20 protein-coding genes are annotated in these 18670 nt (G+C 41.2%); 2 read left to right on the plus strand and 18 right to left on the minus strand.

The window, feature by feature from the left end; translation table 11 throughout:
* Positions 1–11 precede the first annotated feature (11 nt).
* The 14 genes from MHB38_RS16455 to MHB38_RS16520 all read right to left on the minus strand — a co-directional run bounded on the left by MHB38_RS16455 (position 12) and on the right by MHB38_RS16520 (position 13670).
* Positions 12–971 carry a gluconeogenesis factor YvcK family protein gene (locus tag MHB38_RS16455; RefSeq protein WP_008348128.1) on the minus strand — a complete coding sequence of 320 codons (960 nt, stop codon included), beginning with the start codon at positions 969–971 and terminating at the stop codon, positions 12–14.
* Positions 972–1859: an RNase adapter RapZ gene (rapZ, locus tag MHB38_RS16460; protein WP_025208027.1), complete on the minus strand. Its 888-nt coding sequence runs from the start codon at positions 1857–1859 to the stop codon at positions 972–974.
* Between the two features lie 39 nt (positions 1860–1898).
* Positions 1899–2363, minus strand: coding sequence for an 8-oxo-dGTP diphosphatase (locus MHB38_RS16465; RefSeq protein ID WP_008348133.1), 465 nt, complete (start codon positions 2361–2363; stop codon positions 1899–1901).
* 357 nt (positions 2364–2720) lie between these two features.
* On the minus strand, positions 2721–3671 hold the full coding sequence (trxB, locus tag MHB38_RS16470) for a thioredoxin-disulfide reductase (RefSeq protein WP_024719880.1): 951 nt from the start codon (positions 3669–3671) through the stop codon (positions 2721–2723).
* Between the two features lie 234 nt (positions 3672–3905).
* On the minus strand, positions 3906–5279 hold the full coding sequence (locus MHB38_RS16475) for a C40 family peptidase (RefSeq protein WP_008348136.1): 1374 nt from the start codon (positions 5277–5279) through the stop codon (positions 3906–3908).
* 364 nt (positions 5280–5643) lie between these two features.
* Positions 5644–7104, minus strand: coding sequence for a tetratricopeptide repeat protein (locus MHB38_RS16480; protein ID WP_202734198.1), 1461 nt, complete (start codon positions 7102–7104; stop codon positions 5644–5646).
* Between the two features lie 130 nt (positions 7105–7234).
* Entirely contained in the window at positions 7235–7864 is a 630-nt protein-coding gene (gene hisIE, locus MHB38_RS16485; RefSeq protein ID WP_019743394.1) for a bifunctional phosphoribosyl-AMP cyclohydrolase/phosphoribosyl-ATP diphosphatase HisIE, read from the minus strand.
* A complete protein-coding gene (hisF, locus tag MHB38_RS16490) occupies positions 7861–8619 on the minus strand; it encodes an imidazole glycerol phosphate synthase subunit HisF (protein ID WP_202734197.1) in 759 nt (252 codons plus the stop codon). The genes hisIE and hisF overlap by 4 nt, the downstream gene beginning before the upstream one ends.
* Positions 8616–9353 carry a 1-(5-phosphoribosyl)-5-[(5-phosphoribosylamino)methylideneamino]imidazole-4-carboxamide isomerase gene (gene hisA / locus MHB38_RS16495; RefSeq protein ID WP_007500079.1) on the minus strand — a complete coding sequence of 246 codons (738 nt, stop codon included), beginning with the start codon at positions 9351–9353 and terminating at the stop codon, positions 8616–8618. The genes hisF and hisA overlap by 4 nt, the downstream gene beginning before the upstream one ends.
* Complete coding sequence (gene hisH / locus MHB38_RS16500) at positions 9350–9988, minus strand: imidazole glycerol phosphate synthase subunit HisH (protein WP_046344538.1); 639 nt, start codon at positions 9986–9988, stop codon at positions 9350–9352. Before hisH ends, hisA begins: the two co-directional genes overlap by 4 nt.
* The gene (gene hisB, locus MHB38_RS16505; RefSeq protein ID WP_017368110.1) at positions 9988–10572 is read right to left on the minus strand and encodes an imidazoleglycerol-phosphate dehydratase HisB; all 585 of its coding nucleotides are present in this window, start codon (positions 10570–10572) and stop codon (positions 9988–9990) included. Before hisB ends, hisH begins: the two co-directional genes overlap by 1 nt.
* Positions 10569–11858 (minus strand): histidinol dehydrogenase, encoded by a 1290-nt coding sequence (gene hisD / locus MHB38_RS16510; RefSeq protein WP_050826641.1) that lies wholly within the window; start codon positions 11856–11858, stop codon positions 10569–10571. Before hisD ends, hisB begins: the two co-directional genes overlap by 4 nt.
* A complete protein-coding gene (gene hisG / locus MHB38_RS16515; RefSeq protein WP_007500071.1) occupies positions 11855–12502 on the minus strand; it encodes an ATP phosphoribosyltransferase in 648 nt (215 codons plus the stop codon). Before hisG ends, hisD begins: the two co-directional genes overlap by 4 nt.
* Complete coding sequence (locus MHB38_RS16520; protein WP_202734196.1) at positions 12495–13670, minus strand: ATP phosphoribosyltransferase regulatory subunit; 1176 nt, start codon at positions 13668–13670, stop codon at positions 12495–12497. Before MHB38_RS16520 ends, hisG begins: the two co-directional genes overlap by 8 nt.
* A gap of 233 nt (positions 13671–13903) precedes the next feature.
* Here MHB38_RS16520 and MHB38_RS16525 point away from each other — a divergent pair, with 233 nt between their 5' ends.
* On the plus strand, positions 13904–14692 hold the full coding sequence (locus MHB38_RS16525) for a C39 family peptidase (RefSeq protein WP_099496856.1): 789 nt from the start codon (positions 13904–13906) through the stop codon (positions 14690–14692).
* Between the two features lie 53 nt (positions 14693–14745).
* Here MHB38_RS16525 and MHB38_RS16530 read toward each other — a convergent pair whose 3' ends face one another.
* Entirely contained in the window at positions 14746–16161 is a 1416-nt protein-coding gene (locus MHB38_RS16530) for a hypothetical protein (RefSeq protein WP_019743399.1), read from the minus strand.
* A 146-nt stretch (positions 16162–16307) separates the two neighbouring features.
* On the opposite strand from MHB38_RS16530, the gene MHB38_RS19605 reads away from it, so the two are divergent.
* Entirely contained in the window at positions 16308–16637 is a 330-nt protein-coding gene (locus MHB38_RS19605; RefSeq protein ID WP_366205830.1) for a UPF0715 family protein, read from the plus strand.
* A 131-nt stretch (positions 16638–16768) separates the two neighbouring features.
* Here the strand turns inward: MHB38_RS19605 and MHB38_RS16535 are convergent, their stop codons facing one another.
* From MHB38_RS16535 to MHB38_RS16545, 3 genes are all read right to left on the minus strand, one after another.
* Positions 16769–17392: a DsbA family protein gene (locus MHB38_RS16535; protein ID WP_008348161.1), complete on the minus strand. Its 624-nt coding sequence runs from the start codon at positions 17390–17392 to the stop codon at positions 16769–16771.
* Between the two features lie 56 nt (positions 17393–17448).
* On the minus strand, positions 17449–18090 hold the full coding sequence (locus MHB38_RS16540) for an NAD(P)-dependent oxidoreductase (RefSeq protein WP_008348162.1): 642 nt from the start codon (positions 18088–18090) through the stop codon (positions 17449–17451).
* Between the two features lie 87 nt (positions 18091–18177).
* Positions 18178–18606, minus strand: coding sequence for an Rrf2 family transcriptional regulator (locus MHB38_RS16545; protein ID WP_003213266.1), 429 nt, complete (start codon positions 18604–18606; stop codon positions 18178–18180).
* Positions 18607–18670 lie beyond the last annotated feature (64 nt).

Consider the following 18670-nt stretch of genomic DNA (forward strand, 5'->3'; position numbering starts at 1 on the left):
CACCCCCATTCCTATTTTTTCTGATGCAGCAAATCGACAAGCAGCGCAGCTACTTTCAGCGTATCATGACGAATCACATGCTGGTCATATGTAATGATTTCCCCAGGGATGACTTCTAGTCCCATGGCTTTGAGTACATCTGTGTCGAATTGTACAGGCTGCGCCTGTTCTTCTGCATATTTTGCTTTGATTTCTTCTGGAATTTCTTTATTGTTCACAAATATCGTATCGATAAATGGTCGGTCCATATGATCGTTTAGTGCCTGCACATGATCAGCTGCACTGTAGGAAAGCGTTTCCCCCGGCTGTGTCATGACATTGCAAATATAGACTTTTTTCGCCTTAGAACGAATCACTTCTTCGCCAATATGCGGTACAAGCAAGTTTGGCAAGATACTTGTATACAAGCTGCCAGGTCCGAGGACGATCAAGTCGGCTTCACGAATGACTTGAATCGATTCTGGGAGCGGTTCAATCGTATCGGGTGTGAGGAACACTCGTTTAATTCGCTCACCATAGGTTGGGATTTTTGATTCTCCTGTTACCACTTGCCCATTTTCTAATTCAGCATGAAGAACAACACTTGAATTCGCTGCTGGCAATACTTTTCCTCTCACATTTAAGACCTTGCTCATTTCTGTGACGGCATGAAAAAAATCACCGGTTATATTCGTCATAGCCGCAAGAATGAGATTGCCGAGAGAGTGGCCTGTTAAGTCATTCCCTTTATTAAAACGGTGCTGAAATAAATCTTCTACAAGCGGTTCGACATCAGAAAGTGCCGCAAGGACATTCCGAATATCGCCTGGAGGCGGAATATTCAAATCATGTCGCAGTCTGCCTGAGCTGCCTCCATCATCAGCAACCGTTACAATAGCGGTAATATCCACTGGCTTTGTTTTTAGCCCTCTGAGCAAAACAGATAAGCCAGTGCCTCCGCCAAGAATGACCACCTTTGGAAGTGTCGTCATCTATTTTCTGCTTCTCTTTTCAATGTCCCGGTGAGTGACATGAGTATAGTAGTCATTTTTAAAATACTCCGATAAGTAGTTCGCTAGCGTCACTGATCGGTGCTGTCCACCTGTACAGCCAATAGCGATCACCAGCTGACTTTTCCCTTCTCGTTTATAGGACGGAAGCATAAAGCTGAGAAGGTCGATTAATTTCTCTGTGAACTTTTGCGTTTCACTCCACTTCATGACATAGGAGCGTACTTCTTCATCATTTCCAGTCTGTGGACGCATGCTCTCTATATAGTAAGGATTCGGCAGAAATCTCACATCAAATACAAGATCAGCATCAATTGGCAAGCCGTACTTAAAGCCAAATGACATCACATTCACTGTAAACACTTGCCCCTGATTCGTAGCAAAGTGTGTGACAATCTTTTCTCGAAGCTGTTTCGGTTTCAAATCCGATGTATCAAAAATCATTTGAGCTCGGCCTTTTAACTCTTCTAACAGATCGCGTTCCATCGCGATTCCTTCGAGCGGCAAACCTGTTGTCGCAAGAGGATGCGAACGTCTCGTTTCTTTGTATCTTGAGACAAGTACCTTATCGTTTGCATCTAAGAATAATATTCTTGGTGTGATCCAACCAAGATCACTCATTTCATCTAAGGCTGCAATTAAGCTATCAAAGAATTCGCGTCCGCGCAAATCCATCACAAGGGCCACCTTGCTCATCTTTGAATTGGATTCCTTCATAAGCTCTAGAAACTTCGGTAAAAGTGATGGCGGTAAGTTATCCACACAAAAGTAACCTAAGTCTTCAAAGCTTTGGATGGCAACGGTTTTCCCCGCACCTGACATCCCTGTAATAATCACAAGCTGAATATCATCTTGTTTGTGCGTATTCATGCCTGCTCCCTCTCCTTCTTTATGAAAACGGTTCATTTATTAGTCTCCTTGAGGATCTAATCGATAAGCAATCAGCTCAAAGTCTGGTGTATACGTAAAAGTGCCGTGGAGAAGTCCTTTCCCTTTCAACATGAAGTCAAGAATATGGGAATCTCCTGGAGCCATCGGCAAGCTGGGTACATCTTTTACATCATGCCATTTTAAAATGCCTTCCTCCGACTCTGATACGTTTTTTCCTGTAAAGGAATCTGCCATAAAGGTGAACATCATCCACTCTTGAACGATTTGATCGCCTTCTTTTATGATAAAGGTAAACACGCCTTTTAGCTGCGGATTTAAAATATAAATGCCTGTTTCTTCTCTAAATTCTCGAACGACTGAATCCTTGACCGATTCTCCGCTCTCCATTTTGCCGCCAGGTGCTACCCACCAGCCTCGTCTTGGCTTTTGCAGCAAGAGAACTTGATCTTCGTGATGCAGCACACAATTGGTTACTCGTTGCATCAGCTGTCACCTACTCTTTTATGTCTTTTTCTTATTATACAGGTTCATCATGACTCCCACAATGAACATGCCCGTTCTTCACTGAAAACAGACAGGTTTTCGTATGAATATGGTGACGGGCACTTTCTCTATTCTTTATTTTACAACATCTAACGGTTCTCCATGCGTCATTTGTGAACATCTCGTGAATTTCTGATTTTAAGCAAAAAAAAGGACACGGATTCACATCCGTGCCAAACATGTATTCCTTATAAAAGGGGGTCAATTACTAGTTTCATCATAACGGATAATTGTTTCACCCGTGTTACATTCCAGTTAAAAGCCCGTGACGCAATATTAAGGATTTACGACAGCTGTTTATTTCATTGCTTTTAGCTTTTCAGCAAGCTCTTCTACATAATGCTGTGCACTCTGTGCTGCAATACTTCCATCACCTGTTGCTGTGACGATTTGACGAAGGGTTTTTTCACGAATGTCGCCAGCTGCGAAGATTCCTTCAACTTTTGTTTCCATTCTTTCGTTTGTCTCGATGTAGCCCTCTGCATTTGTAATCCCTAGATTTTCAAATGGTTTAGACAGCGGCAGCATACCGATGTAGATAAAGACGCCGTCTGTTTTGAAGTCTTCTTCCTCACCTGTCACGGTATCAATTAATGTCACACTGCCGACTTTCCCGTTCTCTTCATTGATTTCTTTGACGGTTTTGTTCCACATAAAGTCGATTTTTTCATTATCAAATGCACGTGCTTGTAAGATGCTTTGGGCACGCAGTTTGTCGCGTCTATGGACAATTGTGACTTTAGACGCAAAGCGAGTGAGGTAAACACCCTCTTCTACTGCTGAGTCTCCTCCGCCAATCACCACAAGCTCTTTGTTTTTAAAGAAGGCTCCATCACATACAGCGCAGTATGATACGCCGCGGCCGCCAAGTTCTTTTTCGCCTGGTGCACCGATTTTTTTGTATTCAGCACCTGCCGCAATAATGACAGAGCGTCCTTTGTATTCTTTTGAACCAGCTTTGACGATTTTGTACTCTTCACCATCTACAATTTCTTTAATATCGCCATACGCATACTCGGCACCGAATTTCTTTGCATGCTCAAACATTTTATTTGAAAGTTCCGGCCCTAAGATGCTTTCAAAGCCCGGATAGTTCTCGACATCTTCCGTATTCGCCATTTGGCCGCCTGGAATTCCTCTTTCAATCATCAGTGTTGAAAGATTTCCCCGTGATGTATAAACAGCGGCTGTCATTCCGGCAGGACCCGCTCCAATGATGATCGTATCGTAGATTTTTTCTTCTGACACAACTGTCACTCCCTCTTCAATTGCTGCTAGCATTTCTTATTAGAATGCCCTTGGGTGATGCTTCCATTCATGACAGAGAGCATCATTTCCACTCTTAGCTTTTATTCCTTACCCATATCCTATTAAATCTGCGGATAATAAGCGAATCATTTGCTCATATCTTCAAAAAAAGAAAAAGCTTCCTTAAACTGCTGTTTAAGGAAGCCTGTTTACGGTTATATAAGAAGTAATGATTTATTCAACGACTCTTCTGACAACGCCATTGAAATATCTCTTCCAATAAGGATTACTCATTGAATCAACTGAAACGCCATGGGAGCTATTATCGTTCAAGAATGTACCGTTTCCTAAGTAAATACCAACGTGTCCATTTACTTTATACGTATCAAAGAACACAAGGTCTCCGCGTTTCATGTCAGATGCACTTACAGCTCTTCCTTTACCTACAAGCGTATCTGTTGTTGTACCGCCAACTGGTCCAAGGTTGATGCCTGCTGATGCAAATGCCCAGCGAACGAATGAAGAACAGTCAAAACGACGTGCGTCAATATCGGCTTGTGATCTGCCGCCGCCCCATTTATATGGAGATTGTCCTACAATGGTAGAACCTGTGCTGATCGCACCTTCGATTCCGCCTACGTTATTGCTGACAGGTGATCCACCGCCAGAAGATGGCTTCTTGCTCGGTGAACTGCTGCTATTGTTATTTGAAGATCCACTGTTATTTGAAGAAGAACCGCTGTCGTTATTAGAGCTGTTGTCTTCAGCTTGAACAGCTGCTTGACGCTGCTGTTGTCTTTGTGCTTTTTCTTCTTTTGCTTTTTGAGCAGCTTCTCTTGCTTCTTTTTCAGCTTGTTTTTGAGCAGCGATTGTTGCGTCTTTTTCAGATGCAATGCTGTTTGCCTCAGTATTTAACTCGCTGATTTGAGAAGAAGCACTTCCTTTTTGCTTTTTCACTTGCTTGAATAGCTTGTCTTTCTCATCAAGCTGTTTATTTAAGTCAGTTTGAAGTGTTTCAAGCTTTGCAAGCGTCTTTTGAACATCTTCAAGCTTTGTGTTTAATTCGTTTTCAGACTTTTGTAATTCCGCTTTGTCTCTTTCTTGTTCTTTAATGATTTCGCTGTCTGCGTTGATTAATGTAGATACAGCACCTGCACGACTGATGAAATCGCTAAAGCTTTTTGCTCCTAGTAATACATCTATGTATTTCGTAGAACCACCGCTTTCTTGAAGCGCACGTACACGCTTTTTCAAGAATTCGTTTCTTTCTTCGATACGTTTTTCTGTATCAGCAATTTCTTTTTTCAGTGCTTTGATTTCTTTTTTTGTTTTTTCGTTTTCTTTTTGTTTTTCTTCGATTTGATCACTTGTTTTTAAAGCTTTTTCGTCAATTTCTTTTAGCTTTAGCGCAAGTGCCTCTTGTTTTGCCTCAAGCTTTGAAAGCTCTTCTTTTTTCTTTTGAAGATTCTTGTTTACCTCTGACTGCTTGCTGTCTAGTTCTTGTTTCTTTTGTTCAAAGTTCTGTGCATTTGCTTCATGAGTAAATGGAATAAATAAACCGCTCGCTCCAATCACCGAAGCTAAACCGAAAGTAATAAACTTTTTCACGTATAGTTCCTCCTTTGACAATTTCCCAAGCGACATGAGAAAGCAGCAAATTCTCTGCGACCAATCTGTGCTTCCTGTGTCTTTCTTCCTGATGATTCAGTCAGATGTTGACCAGATTGTTTCTATCACTAGGTGTTGCATTATGTATAGTAAAATATTTAAATATATGTCTTTGTTTTAATCCACGAGTTTCATTATACATGACACATCGACAAAATGAGCTAATATTTTTATTACATTTATGTTTCAAATAGATGTCGAGATTGTCATACTTCGCCAAATCCTAGCAAATCCCACCTTTTTATCCAAGAAAAAAGCATGACCTTTTCGGCCATGCTGCTGTTATCTGAATCTATTTACCTATTCAAACCATGAACGTACAAATAACATTCTCATATTTTGACAGCGTTTGAACGCTGATCTGAAAAGAAGCTGCGATCTCTTTTTTGCTGACAGCTGATTCTTCTTGTTCATTCATCCATAGATAATAAGAAGCTGCTGCCCATGCAATGGCATTTTTCTTCTCTACGCCTGAAGCGCGTGCTTGCTGAATAATATGGAATAACCAAAAATATGGCATGTGGCTATCAGGCTGCACAGCTTCTTCCAAAGCAGATGCCGCCTGTTTTGCGAAGACCGCATCTTCTGAAAACGATCGTTCTTCCATTTGACCTTCATATAAAAGTAACTCAATAAACTGCTGTTCAAAGGCCGTTTTCGCAGCGCGGGAATCCAGAACAGATTGCAAGACGTCACGTTCACCTTTTTGTTTGCTGACATAGTAGGCAGTGAGTCGTTCCTCAATTGAAACCATTGGCTCAGACTCCTCTGGTTTGTCTTGCCACGGCTTGATTTCATCTGCATCAATATCTTCTTCCACCATCTTATCCCAGACGGTTTGCGCCAGCGTTTTGTGACCCGTATAATAGGCCGCACTTGCTAGCCAGTATAAAAACGTACTATCGCCTTGGAAACCCGTTTTATACAAAGAATAAAGCCATTTAAATGCCCATTCAAATTCTCCAACAAGGGCAAATGTCGCGCCAAGCTTATAACGCTGTTCACTTAATATTGGATACACGTGCGTTAATTGCTTCGCTAACAGATTGACCTTTTCTTCTTCTTTTTCATAATGATAGAAAACAAGCTGATTACAAAGGGCATGCAGATTACCGGGATTTTCATGAAGGACCCGGTTCAACATTTCTTTTGCCTGATCGATTTGGCCAGAATAAAAATAGGCCAAAGCGAGATTATTATACGCTGACCAAAACTCTGGATACTCAACAAGCATCTGTTCCAGCATCTCGATTGCTTCATCCAGCCTGCCGCTTTCTAGCAAATGGTTGGCTTGATCCTGCTTTACAATCAGATCATCCTGATCATAAGGAAAATCTTCATCAACATCGTCACTCATATCAAGCAGATCGAGGAGATCGTCATTTTCATCTGCAAATTCCCCGTCTTCTTCCAGCGCAGCATAAGCAGTGGCGCATCTATATGCCTCTTGAAACAAACCGAGATTCGCATAATTATTGGCTTTAAAGTAGTGACACTCTGACATATTCTCATCCAAGTGTTCAAGGATAAAATCAAGCAGTTCATTTGATTGTTGGTAATGACCCATTTCAGTATAAATAATGGCAAGTTGCGACAGCATTTCTACATTTTCAGGCTCAAGTACGATGGCCCGCTGTATCAGCTTACTTGCCCTAGACAGATTTCTTTCTCTATATGCTTTTAGACCTTTATGAAAAAAGTAATGCCCATCTTGGAATAGCTGTACGACTTGTGTGTGATTATTTTGAGAAGTGTATTTACTCACCGATACCCTCCATTTCGAACAGTGTACCGTGTGTAGTATAACATACTTCATGAGTCGTCACATAGAACAAAAGGAAAGGAAGGATTTGTTTTTCATTTAAAAGCAAAAAGCCGGGGGTACCCCCAGCTTTTCATTCCGCTTGATGACGCTTTTTCAATACCTTTAATACATCATCAAGAGGCAGCTGCTGTTCACGTAATAACACAAGAAGGTGATAAAGGAGATCTGCTGTTTCCCATTTCAATTCTTCTTGATCACGGTTCTTCGCTGCAATGATGACTTCAGAAGCTTCTTCCCCTACCTTTTTCAGGATTTTGTCGACTCCTTTTTCAAAGAGATAGGTTGTATAAGCTCCTTCTGGCATTTCCATCTGACGCTTCGCAATGACCTGTTCAAGTTCATTTAGAATGGCAAAGCGGTCTTGTTCTCCCCTTTGCTGTTTCACGCCCTCTTCCGAAAAACAGCTATAGCTGCCAGTATGGCAGGCTGGACCGCTTGGTGTCACTAGAACAAGCAGGGCATCTTGATCACAGTCATAGCGAATGGATGTGACACGCTGGGTGTGTCCAGATGTGGCTCCTTTGTGCCAAAGCTCATTTCTCGACCGGCTAAAAAACCATGTTTCCCCTGTCTCTAATGTTTTTTCATAGGATTCTTGATTCATATACGCCAAAGTAAGAACTTCCTTGCTTTGAGCATCCTGTACAATGGCAGGAATGAGACCTGCATCATTAAAGGTTAATTCGTTTGCCTGTTTCATCTTACCTTCACCCCGTGTTCTCTCAAATATGTCTTCACCTCTTGAATGGAGGTTTCTTTATAATGGAAAATAGAGGCTGCGAGTGCGGCATCAGCTTCACCTTTTGTAAAAGCCTCCAGCATATGCTGCGCATTGCCAGCACCTCCTGAAGCAATAACTGGCACTGTGACTGCTTCTGATACAAGCTTCGTCAAACGATGCTCAAAGCCCGTTTTCTCACCATCGGCATCCATGCTAGTCAGCAAGATCTCGCCTGCTCCTCTTCGCACGGCTTCTTTCGCCCAGTCACTCACTTCTAAATCCGTTTGACGGCGTCCTCCGTGCGTATAGACCATGTATGCTTGTTTCTCTTCATCGTATTTCGCATCAATCGCAACAACTATGCACTGTGAACCAAAAAAGTCGGCTCCTTCTGTTATTAGCTCCGGTCTTAAAACAGCCGCTGTGTTCACAGACACCTTGTCTGCCCCCGCTCTTAATATACACTTCATGTCATCAAGGTGGTTAATCCCGCCGCCCACCGTGAACGGGATAGCGAGAGTGGATGCCACTTGTTTGACCACATCCACCATCGTTTTTCGGCCTTCATGAGAGGCAGATATATCAAGAAAGACGAGTTCATCCGCACCTTCCTCGTCATAGATCTGCGCTAATTCGACCGGATCACCAGCATCCTTCAACCCTAGAAATTGGATACCTTTGACCACACGCCCTTCCTTTACATCAAGACATGGAATGATTCGTTTTGTCATCATATGCTGTCAAGCCCTTCAAACGCTTCAGCTAAAGTAAATTGCTTTGTGTACAGCGCCTTGCCAATGATTGCACCAGACACACCTGTCTGCTTTTGTGCTGACAGCTTTTGCAGATCACTCACTGCACTGACACCACCTGAGGCAATGACTTGTTTGCCAGTTGCTTCTGCTAATCGAACCGTACTTTCCACATTTGGACCAGACAGCATGCCATCCATTTGAATATCCGTGAAAATGAAGACCTCTGCGCCTTCCTTTGCCAGTTCCTGACCAAGTTCCTCCGCCTTCACTTCCGACGTTTCAAGCCAGCCTTCAGTCGATACAAAACCGTTTCGTGCATCAATGCCAATGGCGATTTTCTCTCCATATTGCGCCAGCATTTTTTTCACAAAAACCGGGTTTGACACCGCTGAACTGCCAAGAATGACTCTCGATACGCCATTGTTTAAATAAAATGCAACATCTTCTTCTGTCCGAATGCCGCCGCCAATTTGGACATTCACATCTAATGAGGAAGCAATCGCCAGCACATGCTCATGATTCACGCGTTTTCCTGCTTTTGCGCCATCTAAATCAACGAGGTGTATCCATTTTGCTCCTTCATTTGCAAACAGTCTCGCCATGTCTAACGGTGAATCTCCATAAATGGTTTCTTGGTCATAGTCTCCTTGCACAAGTCGTACACATTTGCCATTTCTCATATCAATTGCTGGATATAATGTAAAATCACTCATTTGCTCACCCTCTGTTCGTTTGCTAATTGAATAAACTGTTTCAACAGTGCCATTCCTGTTGTACTGCTTTTTTCAGGGTGAAACTGCGTTCCAAACACATTCCCCTTCCCAACAACGGCAGGTACTTGCACACCATAGGGTGCACTTGCCAATAGGTCTTCTGGATTCATGCCACTCACATAATACGAGTGAACAAAGTATGCAAATCCTTCTGGCACACCTTTAAACAATGGAGAGGGCTGATGAAATGTGAGCTCATTCCAGCCCATATGAGGCACCTTCAGCCTTTGTCCATCCTGATCACGATCCTTCAAAAGAACGACACGTCCTTTTAAAAGGCCTAGCCCTTTTGTTTTTCCTGCTTCTTCACTTTCTTCAAACAACAACTGCATGCCAAGGCAAATGCCAAATAACAGCTTTCCTTCCTGCACGACTTGGTGGATAAACGCCTCAAGTCCTGTCTGTCTTAACAGCTGCATCGCATCACGAAATGAACCGACTCCTGGCAAAATATACGCATCTGCCTTTTTCAGCTCCTCTGCTTCAGAAGACACGATATAAGACGCTCCTGCTCGTTCCAGTGCTTTTGATACGCTAAACAAATTTCCCATTCCATAGTCAATGACGCCAATCATTAGAGCATCCCCTTTGTCGACGGAATCCCTTTCACACGCGGATCAATGGTTGTTGCTTCATCTAAGGCGCGTGCCATCGCTTTAAAAATGGCTTCAATCATATGGTGGGTATTGGTTCCATAGTGAACGATCACATGCAGATTGATTCGTGCTTCAAGGGCAAATTTCCAAAGAAACTCATGAACCAGCTCCGTATCAAAGGTGCCGACCTTCTGACTAGGGAAATCGGCTCTCATTTCCAAATGAGGACGATTGCTTAAATCCACGACTACTTGGGCGAGTGTTTCATCCATTGGAACAAAACTAGAGCCGTAGCGCTTAATTCCTTTTTTATCACCGAGCGCTTCTTTAAACATCTGCCCAAGCACAATGCCAATATCTTCTGTTGTGTGGTGATCATCGACATCTGTGTCTCCTTTTGCATCTACAGTTAAGTTAAAATGTCCATGCTTCGTGAATAAGTCGAGCATGTGCGTCATAAAAGGGACATCTGTCTGAATATCTGCTTTTCCTTCGCCATCAATCTCTAGCGCTAACGAAATGTTCGTTTCATTTGTCTGTCTCGCTGTTTCCGCCTGTCTCATTTTGATTCCTCCCGCTTTCTCGCTTCAATCGATCTGGCATGTGCTTCAAGCCCTTCTAATCTTGCAAAAGCCGCAATGCTTTCCCTATGTGTTTCAAAGGCTTCTTTACTATATGAAATGATGCTCGTTTTCTTTTGGAAATCCGTGACGCCGAGCGGACTAGAAAACCTTGCCGTCCCGTTTGTTGGCAGCACATGGTTCGGTCCTGCGAAGTAATCCCCTACCGGCTCTGGGCTGTAACGCCCTAAGAAAATTGCTCCAGCATGCTTGATTTGACCAAGTAGTGATTCTGGATACGCCGTCAGCACTTCTAAATGCTCTGGGGCTAACTGGTTCACGATATCAACTGCACGATCCAAAGATTCTGTTACGTAAATATAACCATGGTCTTGAATAGATTGTGCTGCAATTGATTTCCTTGGCAAAGTATCAAGCTGCGCTTGCACCTCCGCTTGCACTCTTTCAGCCAATCCTTTAGATGGTGTCACCAAAATACTGGATGCCAATGCATCATGCTCTGCCTGTGAAAGCAAATCAGCTGCCACCTCATGTGCAGTTGCCGTTTCATCTGCTAAAACAGCAATTTCACTTGGACCCGCAATCATATCAATGTCTACTTGACCAAATACTTCCCGTTTGGCAAGTGCTACATAAATATTTCCTGGACCGGTGATTTTATCAACAGGCTGAATACTTTCCGTTCCATATGCAAGAGCGGCTATCGCCTGAGCACCGCCCATTTTGTACATTTCTGAAATGCCCAACTCCTTCGCAGCTACTAGCACAGCGTCAGACAGACGGCCGTCATTTCCTGGCGGTGTCACAAGGACAATTCGCTCAACGCCGGCAACAAGTGCTGGGATCACATTCATTAAAACAGATGATGGATAGGCGGCCGTTCCCCCTGGGACATATACACCGACCGCATCAAGCGGTGTTACTTTCTGACCTAGCATTGAGCCGTCCTTTTGGTGATAAAACCAAGAGGAGGTTAGCTGACGCTCGTGGTATGTTCGAATATTCCGGATCGCCGTTTGGATGATTTGGATCATCTCCGGGTCCAAACGTTCGTAGGCTTTTGTCTTTTCATCCTCCGTCACAAGTGGCTGTTCAATAGAGACACCGTCAAATTGCTTCGTGAAAGACCGTACGGCTTCGTCACCATTTTTTCTCACTTCTTCGATAATCCGCTGAACAGCCAGTCGCTGCTCTTCCGTTCCTGTATCTAGAGAACGCTTGAGTGAGAGAGTGTCTGTCTCACCTTCTTGTATGTAGGTGATGTTCATGATGTTTCCTCCCCTTCTCCTTCGATGATTCTTGCCAGACGCTGCGCCATTTCATCGATTACCGCATCCTTCATTCGATAGCTCACAGGATTGACAATAAAACGTGACGTAATGTCACAAATATGTTCCGTTTCGACAAGCCCATTTTCCTTAAGTGTTTGACCGGTGGAGACAATGTCAACAATTCGATCGGCAAGTCCGATGAGCGGTGCTAATTCAATGGAACCATTTAGCTTAATGATCTCCACCTGCTCACCTTGTTCTCTAAAATAAGAAGAAGCGACATTTGGGTACTTTGTGGCCACACGCGGCGCAACACCGCCCCAGCTGGCTCCCGGCAAGCCCGCTACAGCTAAATGACATTTGCTAATGTTTAAATCGAGCACTTCGTACACATCCCGTGCTTCTTCAAGCATGACGTCTTTCCCTGCAATGCCCACATCCGCTACACCATGCTCTACATATGTCGTCACATCCATTGGCTTCGCTAAAATAAAGCGGAGATTTTCTTCCGGTACATCAATGATTAGTTTTCTTGAATCTTCAAATTCCTCCGGCAGCTGATATCCAGCCTGTCTTAATAGCCCTGCTGCTTCTTCAAATATCCGCCCCTTTGGCATTGCCATTGTCAACACTTTACCCATTTTGCTCTTCCTTTCTAGCGCCGATAAAATAAGTCACTTGCTCAAATGCCTTGGTCATGGCATCGATATTTTCAATACCTGCTAAGTCTTGGAGAACAATCCTTTTGCCCTTTGTCCGCTCTTTTTCTGCAAAATCAAATGCTTCAAGCCGTTGTTCTTTACTAAAAATCACAGCCTCTTGGGGCTCATTTATTTCTTTTGCGTCGAGTGCCTCAAGAAGACGGTCTAATCGAAGTCCGAAGCCTGTAGCGGGTGCGGGTGCATCAAAGTGAGCAAGCAATTGATCATACCTTCCTCCACTTCCGATCATAGACCCAACATGATCTGCAAATACTTCAAACAAAATTCCCGTATAGTAGCTCATATGACTGACCATGCTTAAATCCAAACGGATATATTCTGTACAGCCGTAATCTTCAAGTGTCTCCCACAGCGCCTTTAACTCCGCCAGCACTTCTTTTCCCTCTTGTGACACCACAATTTCTTCAGCCTGCTGGGTCACTTCTTGACCGCCGCGCAGCTCTAAAAGCTGGAGCAGCCTTGTTTTATCGATGGATGAGAGCGGCAATTGTTTGACATGCTGTCTGTATCCCACATAATTCTTTTCATATAAAAATCGGCGCAATACGTTCGCCCGCTCTGTATTCCCTAGTACATCTAAAAACAAGGTCTCAGCCAAAGCCACATGCCCGATCGCAATTTTGAAGGATTGAAGTCCAGCATTTTTTAATGCAAACACAACAAGCGCTATGACTTCAGCATCTGCACTAATCGAACCATCACCGATCAATTCAATACCGACCTGCTCAAATTCAGAAGGTCTTCCGCCTTCTCTTTCCTGTGCCCGAAACACGTTGGCTGCATAACCGACTCGAAGCGGATATGCCTGTTCGTGAAGCTTTGAGGCCGCCACTCTCGCAATTGGTCCCGTCATATCAGGTCTAAGCACAAGGGTTTGACCATTTTGATCAAGAAGCTTAAACAGCTGCGTATCTGTAATCGCCGATTGAACACCGACTGTATCGTAAAATTCAAGCGTTGGCGTTTCCATTAAACGATAACCCCAACCATTCATGACCTCTGTTAAAGAATGCCTGACTCTTTTCTTCGTCTCATACAATCCTGGTAATGAATCTCGCATACCATATGGTTTTTCAAACATGAACATGTTCTTCCGCACCTCCAACACATTAAAACAAAAAATTCCGAATCCTTTAGTTCGCTAATATGATAATATGCTAACAAAATAAAGTGATTAAATCAATCATTTTTATTTTCCCCTTTTTTTCCTTAATCATTTGTTCATATATTACATTAAAATGACACCTAATCCTTTTTGATCTCTTTGCTTTAGGAACATGCTATAATACTTAAAAATATTGAATAACACAGGAGATTACAGTGAAATTCATCCAGACATTAATCTTAACTTTGTTGTGCGCATGTCTTGTTTATTTCGGCTTTATTTACGTTTCACAATTCGACCAAGTCAAGAAAACAACGTCACCGCAAGAAGCCAAAGAAAAAGAAAATGATACCGCACTAGCAGCAGAAGAAACACGTTCTACGAAGAAAACAGAAACGACACATTCTAGTTTAAAAGGAAATAAAAAAGCCATGGACGTCATCCTCTTTAATCAAATGGATGCACCAAAGCTTTATAACGGATGCGAAGTCACGAGCTTAGCCATGCTTCTTCATTACAGCGGCTATGAGCATATAACGAAAAACGCATTGGCAAACGAGATGAAGCGTATCCCACTCAATTATGAGAATGGCTTAAAAGGAGACCCTCATGACGGGTTTGTAGGCGATATGGAGAATGGGCCAGGTCTTGGTGTGTACCATGAACCCATTTATCAGCTTGCGAAAAAATATGCAGGTAATCAAGCGGTGGACTTGACCGGCAAGCCAGTTAAAAAAGCCATTTACCAATCACTTGAAAAAGGTTATCCTGTCTGGGTCATTACAACTTCGACCTTTGCCAAAACAGATAACATTGAAACATGGAATACACCAAATGGAAAAATAGATATCAGCTTTAATATGCATAGCGTGGTCATCACTGGCTACGACAAAGATCATGTCTACTTAAATAACCCTTACGGAGAGAAGAATCAAAAAGTCGATCGTGAACAGTTTGAGGATTCTTGGAAACAGATGGGTAGCCAGGCGATTATCATTATATAATTAAACAGAAAAAGACAGTGAATACTCATCGTGGAGCTTTCACTGTCTTTTATTTATAATGTATTTTTAAATGACTTTCTAGGCATAATCTCAAGTAAATTAATAAAATCATTGGGACTTGTTACAAAAAAAGTATATAGTTGTCTTTTTTGCCCACCCATTGAAGCTAGATAAATCTCATGATTAGGTGCTTTATCATGACTACCACTTATCACCAAAGTTGAATTTGTCATCGTAAGTTTCCAATTTGAATCAATAGAAGGATAAGAAACACCAGGAAAATTTGTATTAAATGGGATTTTCGCAGAATGATAAAACTTAAACCCTAATTTTTTACTACTTGTGTCAGTTACATCTATAAAGATTGCCTTATTAGACGCAACTGCACTTTCTATAACTTTTTTACATGCAGCATCTGAGCATCTATAGGATCTGCCAATTTTTTTTGTTGGCATCCATATAGAAAGGGGATTCTGAAATTGCAAGTTTACTACTGAATGTGTACGACTACTTGTAGCATTTATGTTAAATCCCCGATTATCACCCTTTAAATAGCCTCCTTTTATGAAGTTTGGATCTTTAACAGATTTATATGGGATGAATGTGTTATAAATAATACTATATGCATCATTTTTTGGAAAAGATGCTTTTGTTGATAAAGCTTTAGACTTTCCTTGTTCTCCTTTACTTGTTAATAACCCAAGTGGAGATTTTAATGAGTCCTCTGTCAACTTTGGGATTTCAACAATGCTTGAAAACTCTGCACTAATATTATAGAGTTTTGATTTTTCACTTTTAGATAACTTAGATTTATTAATTTTCCTTTTAGCTAACAACTCGTTCACTTTATTTTGAGACTTCTTGCTTAGTGGAACATTCGTCTCGACTTTATATGTATAATTTTTTCCAGGTGTCACATTAGAATCAAAATAGGTTTTTGACTTTGTCTTTTTCAAAAGTTTGTTATCTCTGTATATAGAGTAAACTCCATTATCTCCTTGTATTTTCCCCCACTTCAGGCGAACACCATCTGAGCTTGAATGAGTATCTAACCCATTTTGATTAATTGAGTTATCTACTATTTCTTGTTCAGGATATAACTCATTTTCATTGTTAGACGAAAAAGCTTTGCTTTTCATATAACTTTTTGACTGTTTTGGTTCCAAATAAGAACTATTGTCGATTTTGATAGCTATTACTTTTTTTAATTTGTTACTTTTATAGACACCCAAATTATATTTTTGTATTTCATCTTTAATTTTCACTTTTATTTCATCTTTTTTACCTTCATAAACTAATTTATCATTATCATAGAGCTTATAATAATCTCCCTTTTCTTTAGCAACAATAGTTGCATAAGTACTATTCTTGCGAATAGATATACCTTGTTCATTAGACGCATAAGCATGTTGGGAAACTAAACAAACAGCAATCAAAACACTAAAGTAAAATATTATTTTTTTCAACATTAGAACACCTCAATTAAGCTTAATATGTTACAATTATTACGTTACCATAATTTAATTTATATTACAATAATTCCTAAGGAGAATAGCGTATGAATAATGACAAGTTTTTCAAAATATTATCTATAATTTTTAAATTTATTTCATGTATGATAATTAGCTCTATTGCATTAAGCTTATTTATAACTATCTATCAATATTTATTTAATGGATTGAGCATCTCCTATTTTATAATTTATTTACCATTTATATCTCTATTTTATTTAATCTTTTGTGTTCCTCTACAATTAATACTTTATAATAAAGTAACAAAATACAATTTGAAGTACCTTCTAATTTATATAATAATATCAGCTATCGTAAATGTATTAATTATTGATGCAACATTTAGAAACAAATTTGAGGTGATATTAACCATAATAGTTAGTTCACTTATTTATTGGTTTTTTGATTCATTATTACTTAGAAAAAAAAAATAAAAAAGCACCTATAGAAATAGAAGATTCTTGGGAACAGATAGGCAGTCAGGCGATTATCATTAAAGCGTAAAAAAACAACCTCTATTCACGTAGAGGTTGTTTTTAATGCTTCATTTTTCTAGTAATTCTTTCTATAATTCCTTCAGGTGGTCTTCAAGCTTTTCAACCGTCATTGCACCTCCGCCTAGGCTGAAGTATTCATCCCCTCTTTTTAATAAAAGTGTAGGATAGCCGTTCACATGAAGTTGATGAACCTTCGCAAAGTCGGCATACGCATCGTTGATCCCTTCTTTTGTTTTCATGCGTTCAATGACTGCCTCAGGATCAAGACGATGCGCCAAAGCGATCTCCCGATACGTTTCTTCATCACTTAGGCTTTTTCCGTCTTGATAAAAGGCCTTTTGCATAGATGAAGCCAAGTACAATGCATGCTCTGGTGCGATGGATCTTAATGCTGAAAATCCAATTGCAGCAGCCTCAGAGTCTAAAATGAATGTTCCGTTTTCTAGCAACTCTTCGTAACGGTCTCCAAATTCGACACCTGTCAGCTGACTGATACGCTCATTTGCTTCTGAAATGTGTGGATAATTCTTTATCGGTAGACGACGCTCTCCTACAAATAAACCGCCCGATACAAGTGTCAGTGGTATCTCAGGGTGATTTTCGTGTAAAGTACGGATGCTGTTTGAAAATCCATAACACCAGCCACAATACGCATCCCATACATAGATAAAAGATTTTTCTTGATCATTCATAAGACAGACTCCTCACTCATCGTTTTTTAGCGACAATGAAACGCATGTTATTCTACTTATTCTGCTTCAGAAACCACAGTAAAACGTTCTCCAACATGAGCAGCTTGTTCTATCTCATCGACAAGCGCAACGGCGTAGTCAGCATAACTCACATAGCTTTCACCCTTCGAATTGACGATAAGATGGTCTTTGCCTTTCACATAAGCACCTGTCCGTTTGCCTGCTGGATCAAAGAAGGCTGCTGGACTTAAAAATGTCCATTTTAATCCTTCGGTCTTTTGAAGATCTATTAAATTTTCTCCTTGCTGTGAAGCAGTAGCAAAGTATTCCTTTGGAAACTCCGGTGTGTCCATCAGTCTAGTTGTTTTGGCCTCATCTACAAATAAACTTCCAGCACCTCCCACGACGATTAAACGCGTTTCTGGTGTCTCTTTCAAGAGATGAATGAGTTTTTTCCCTGCTTCTACATGAAGGTGCTCTTGTCCTGCTGGTGCACCAAATGCGTTTACGATCACATCAAAACCTTTGACGTCTCCTGCCTCTAAGTGAAAAACATCCTTTTCTAAAACAGCTGCTGATGAATTGGTCACTTTTTGTGCATCTCGAACGATTGCCGTTACTTCGTGCCCTCTCGATTGAGCTTCTTTTAAAATGTGTTGTCCTGCTTTACCTGTTGCGCCAATGATTCCAATGTTCATGTAAATTCCTCCTACAATATATTGTTATTTTGATCACTTAAGATGTAACCAAAATGGTTACAACAGAGGTAAAAAAAATTGAATAGATCATCCAATTTTTTTGATTAAAACCTGCGTTAATTCACTTAATTTGATCTCAGCAAGCACTTGCTCCATCGCACTTTGAGCACGGCACAAAATTAATTCTAGTACAGCTTGAATATTTGCACCGATCGGACAGTCAGGGTTTGGGCTTTCATGAATTTGAAACAACTCTCCCTCATCCACCACTTCAACCGCTTTATACACATCGAGCAGTGTAATGTCATCCTCACTTCGGTTTAATTGAGAACCGCCTTTGCCAAGACTCGTTGAGATTAGGCCTGCTTTTTTGAGCTTACTCATGATACGGCGAATGACCACTGGATTTGTATTGACACTTCCTGCGATATCCTCCGATGTCTGTAATGATCCTTTTTCAAGTGATAGCAAGGCCAGAATATGGACAGCGACAGTAAATCTGCTGCTGATTTTCATGTTTTCTCACCTCTGTTGTAATCATTATAGTTACACCATGTTAGAATGTCAACAAAAAAGTCTG

Origin of the sequence: Bacillus sp. FSL K6-3176 (assembly GCF_038003325.1) — a bacterium.
Classification (GTDB): domain Bacteria; phylum Bacillota; class Bacilli; order Bacillales; family Bacillaceae; genus Bacillus; species Bacillus altitudinis.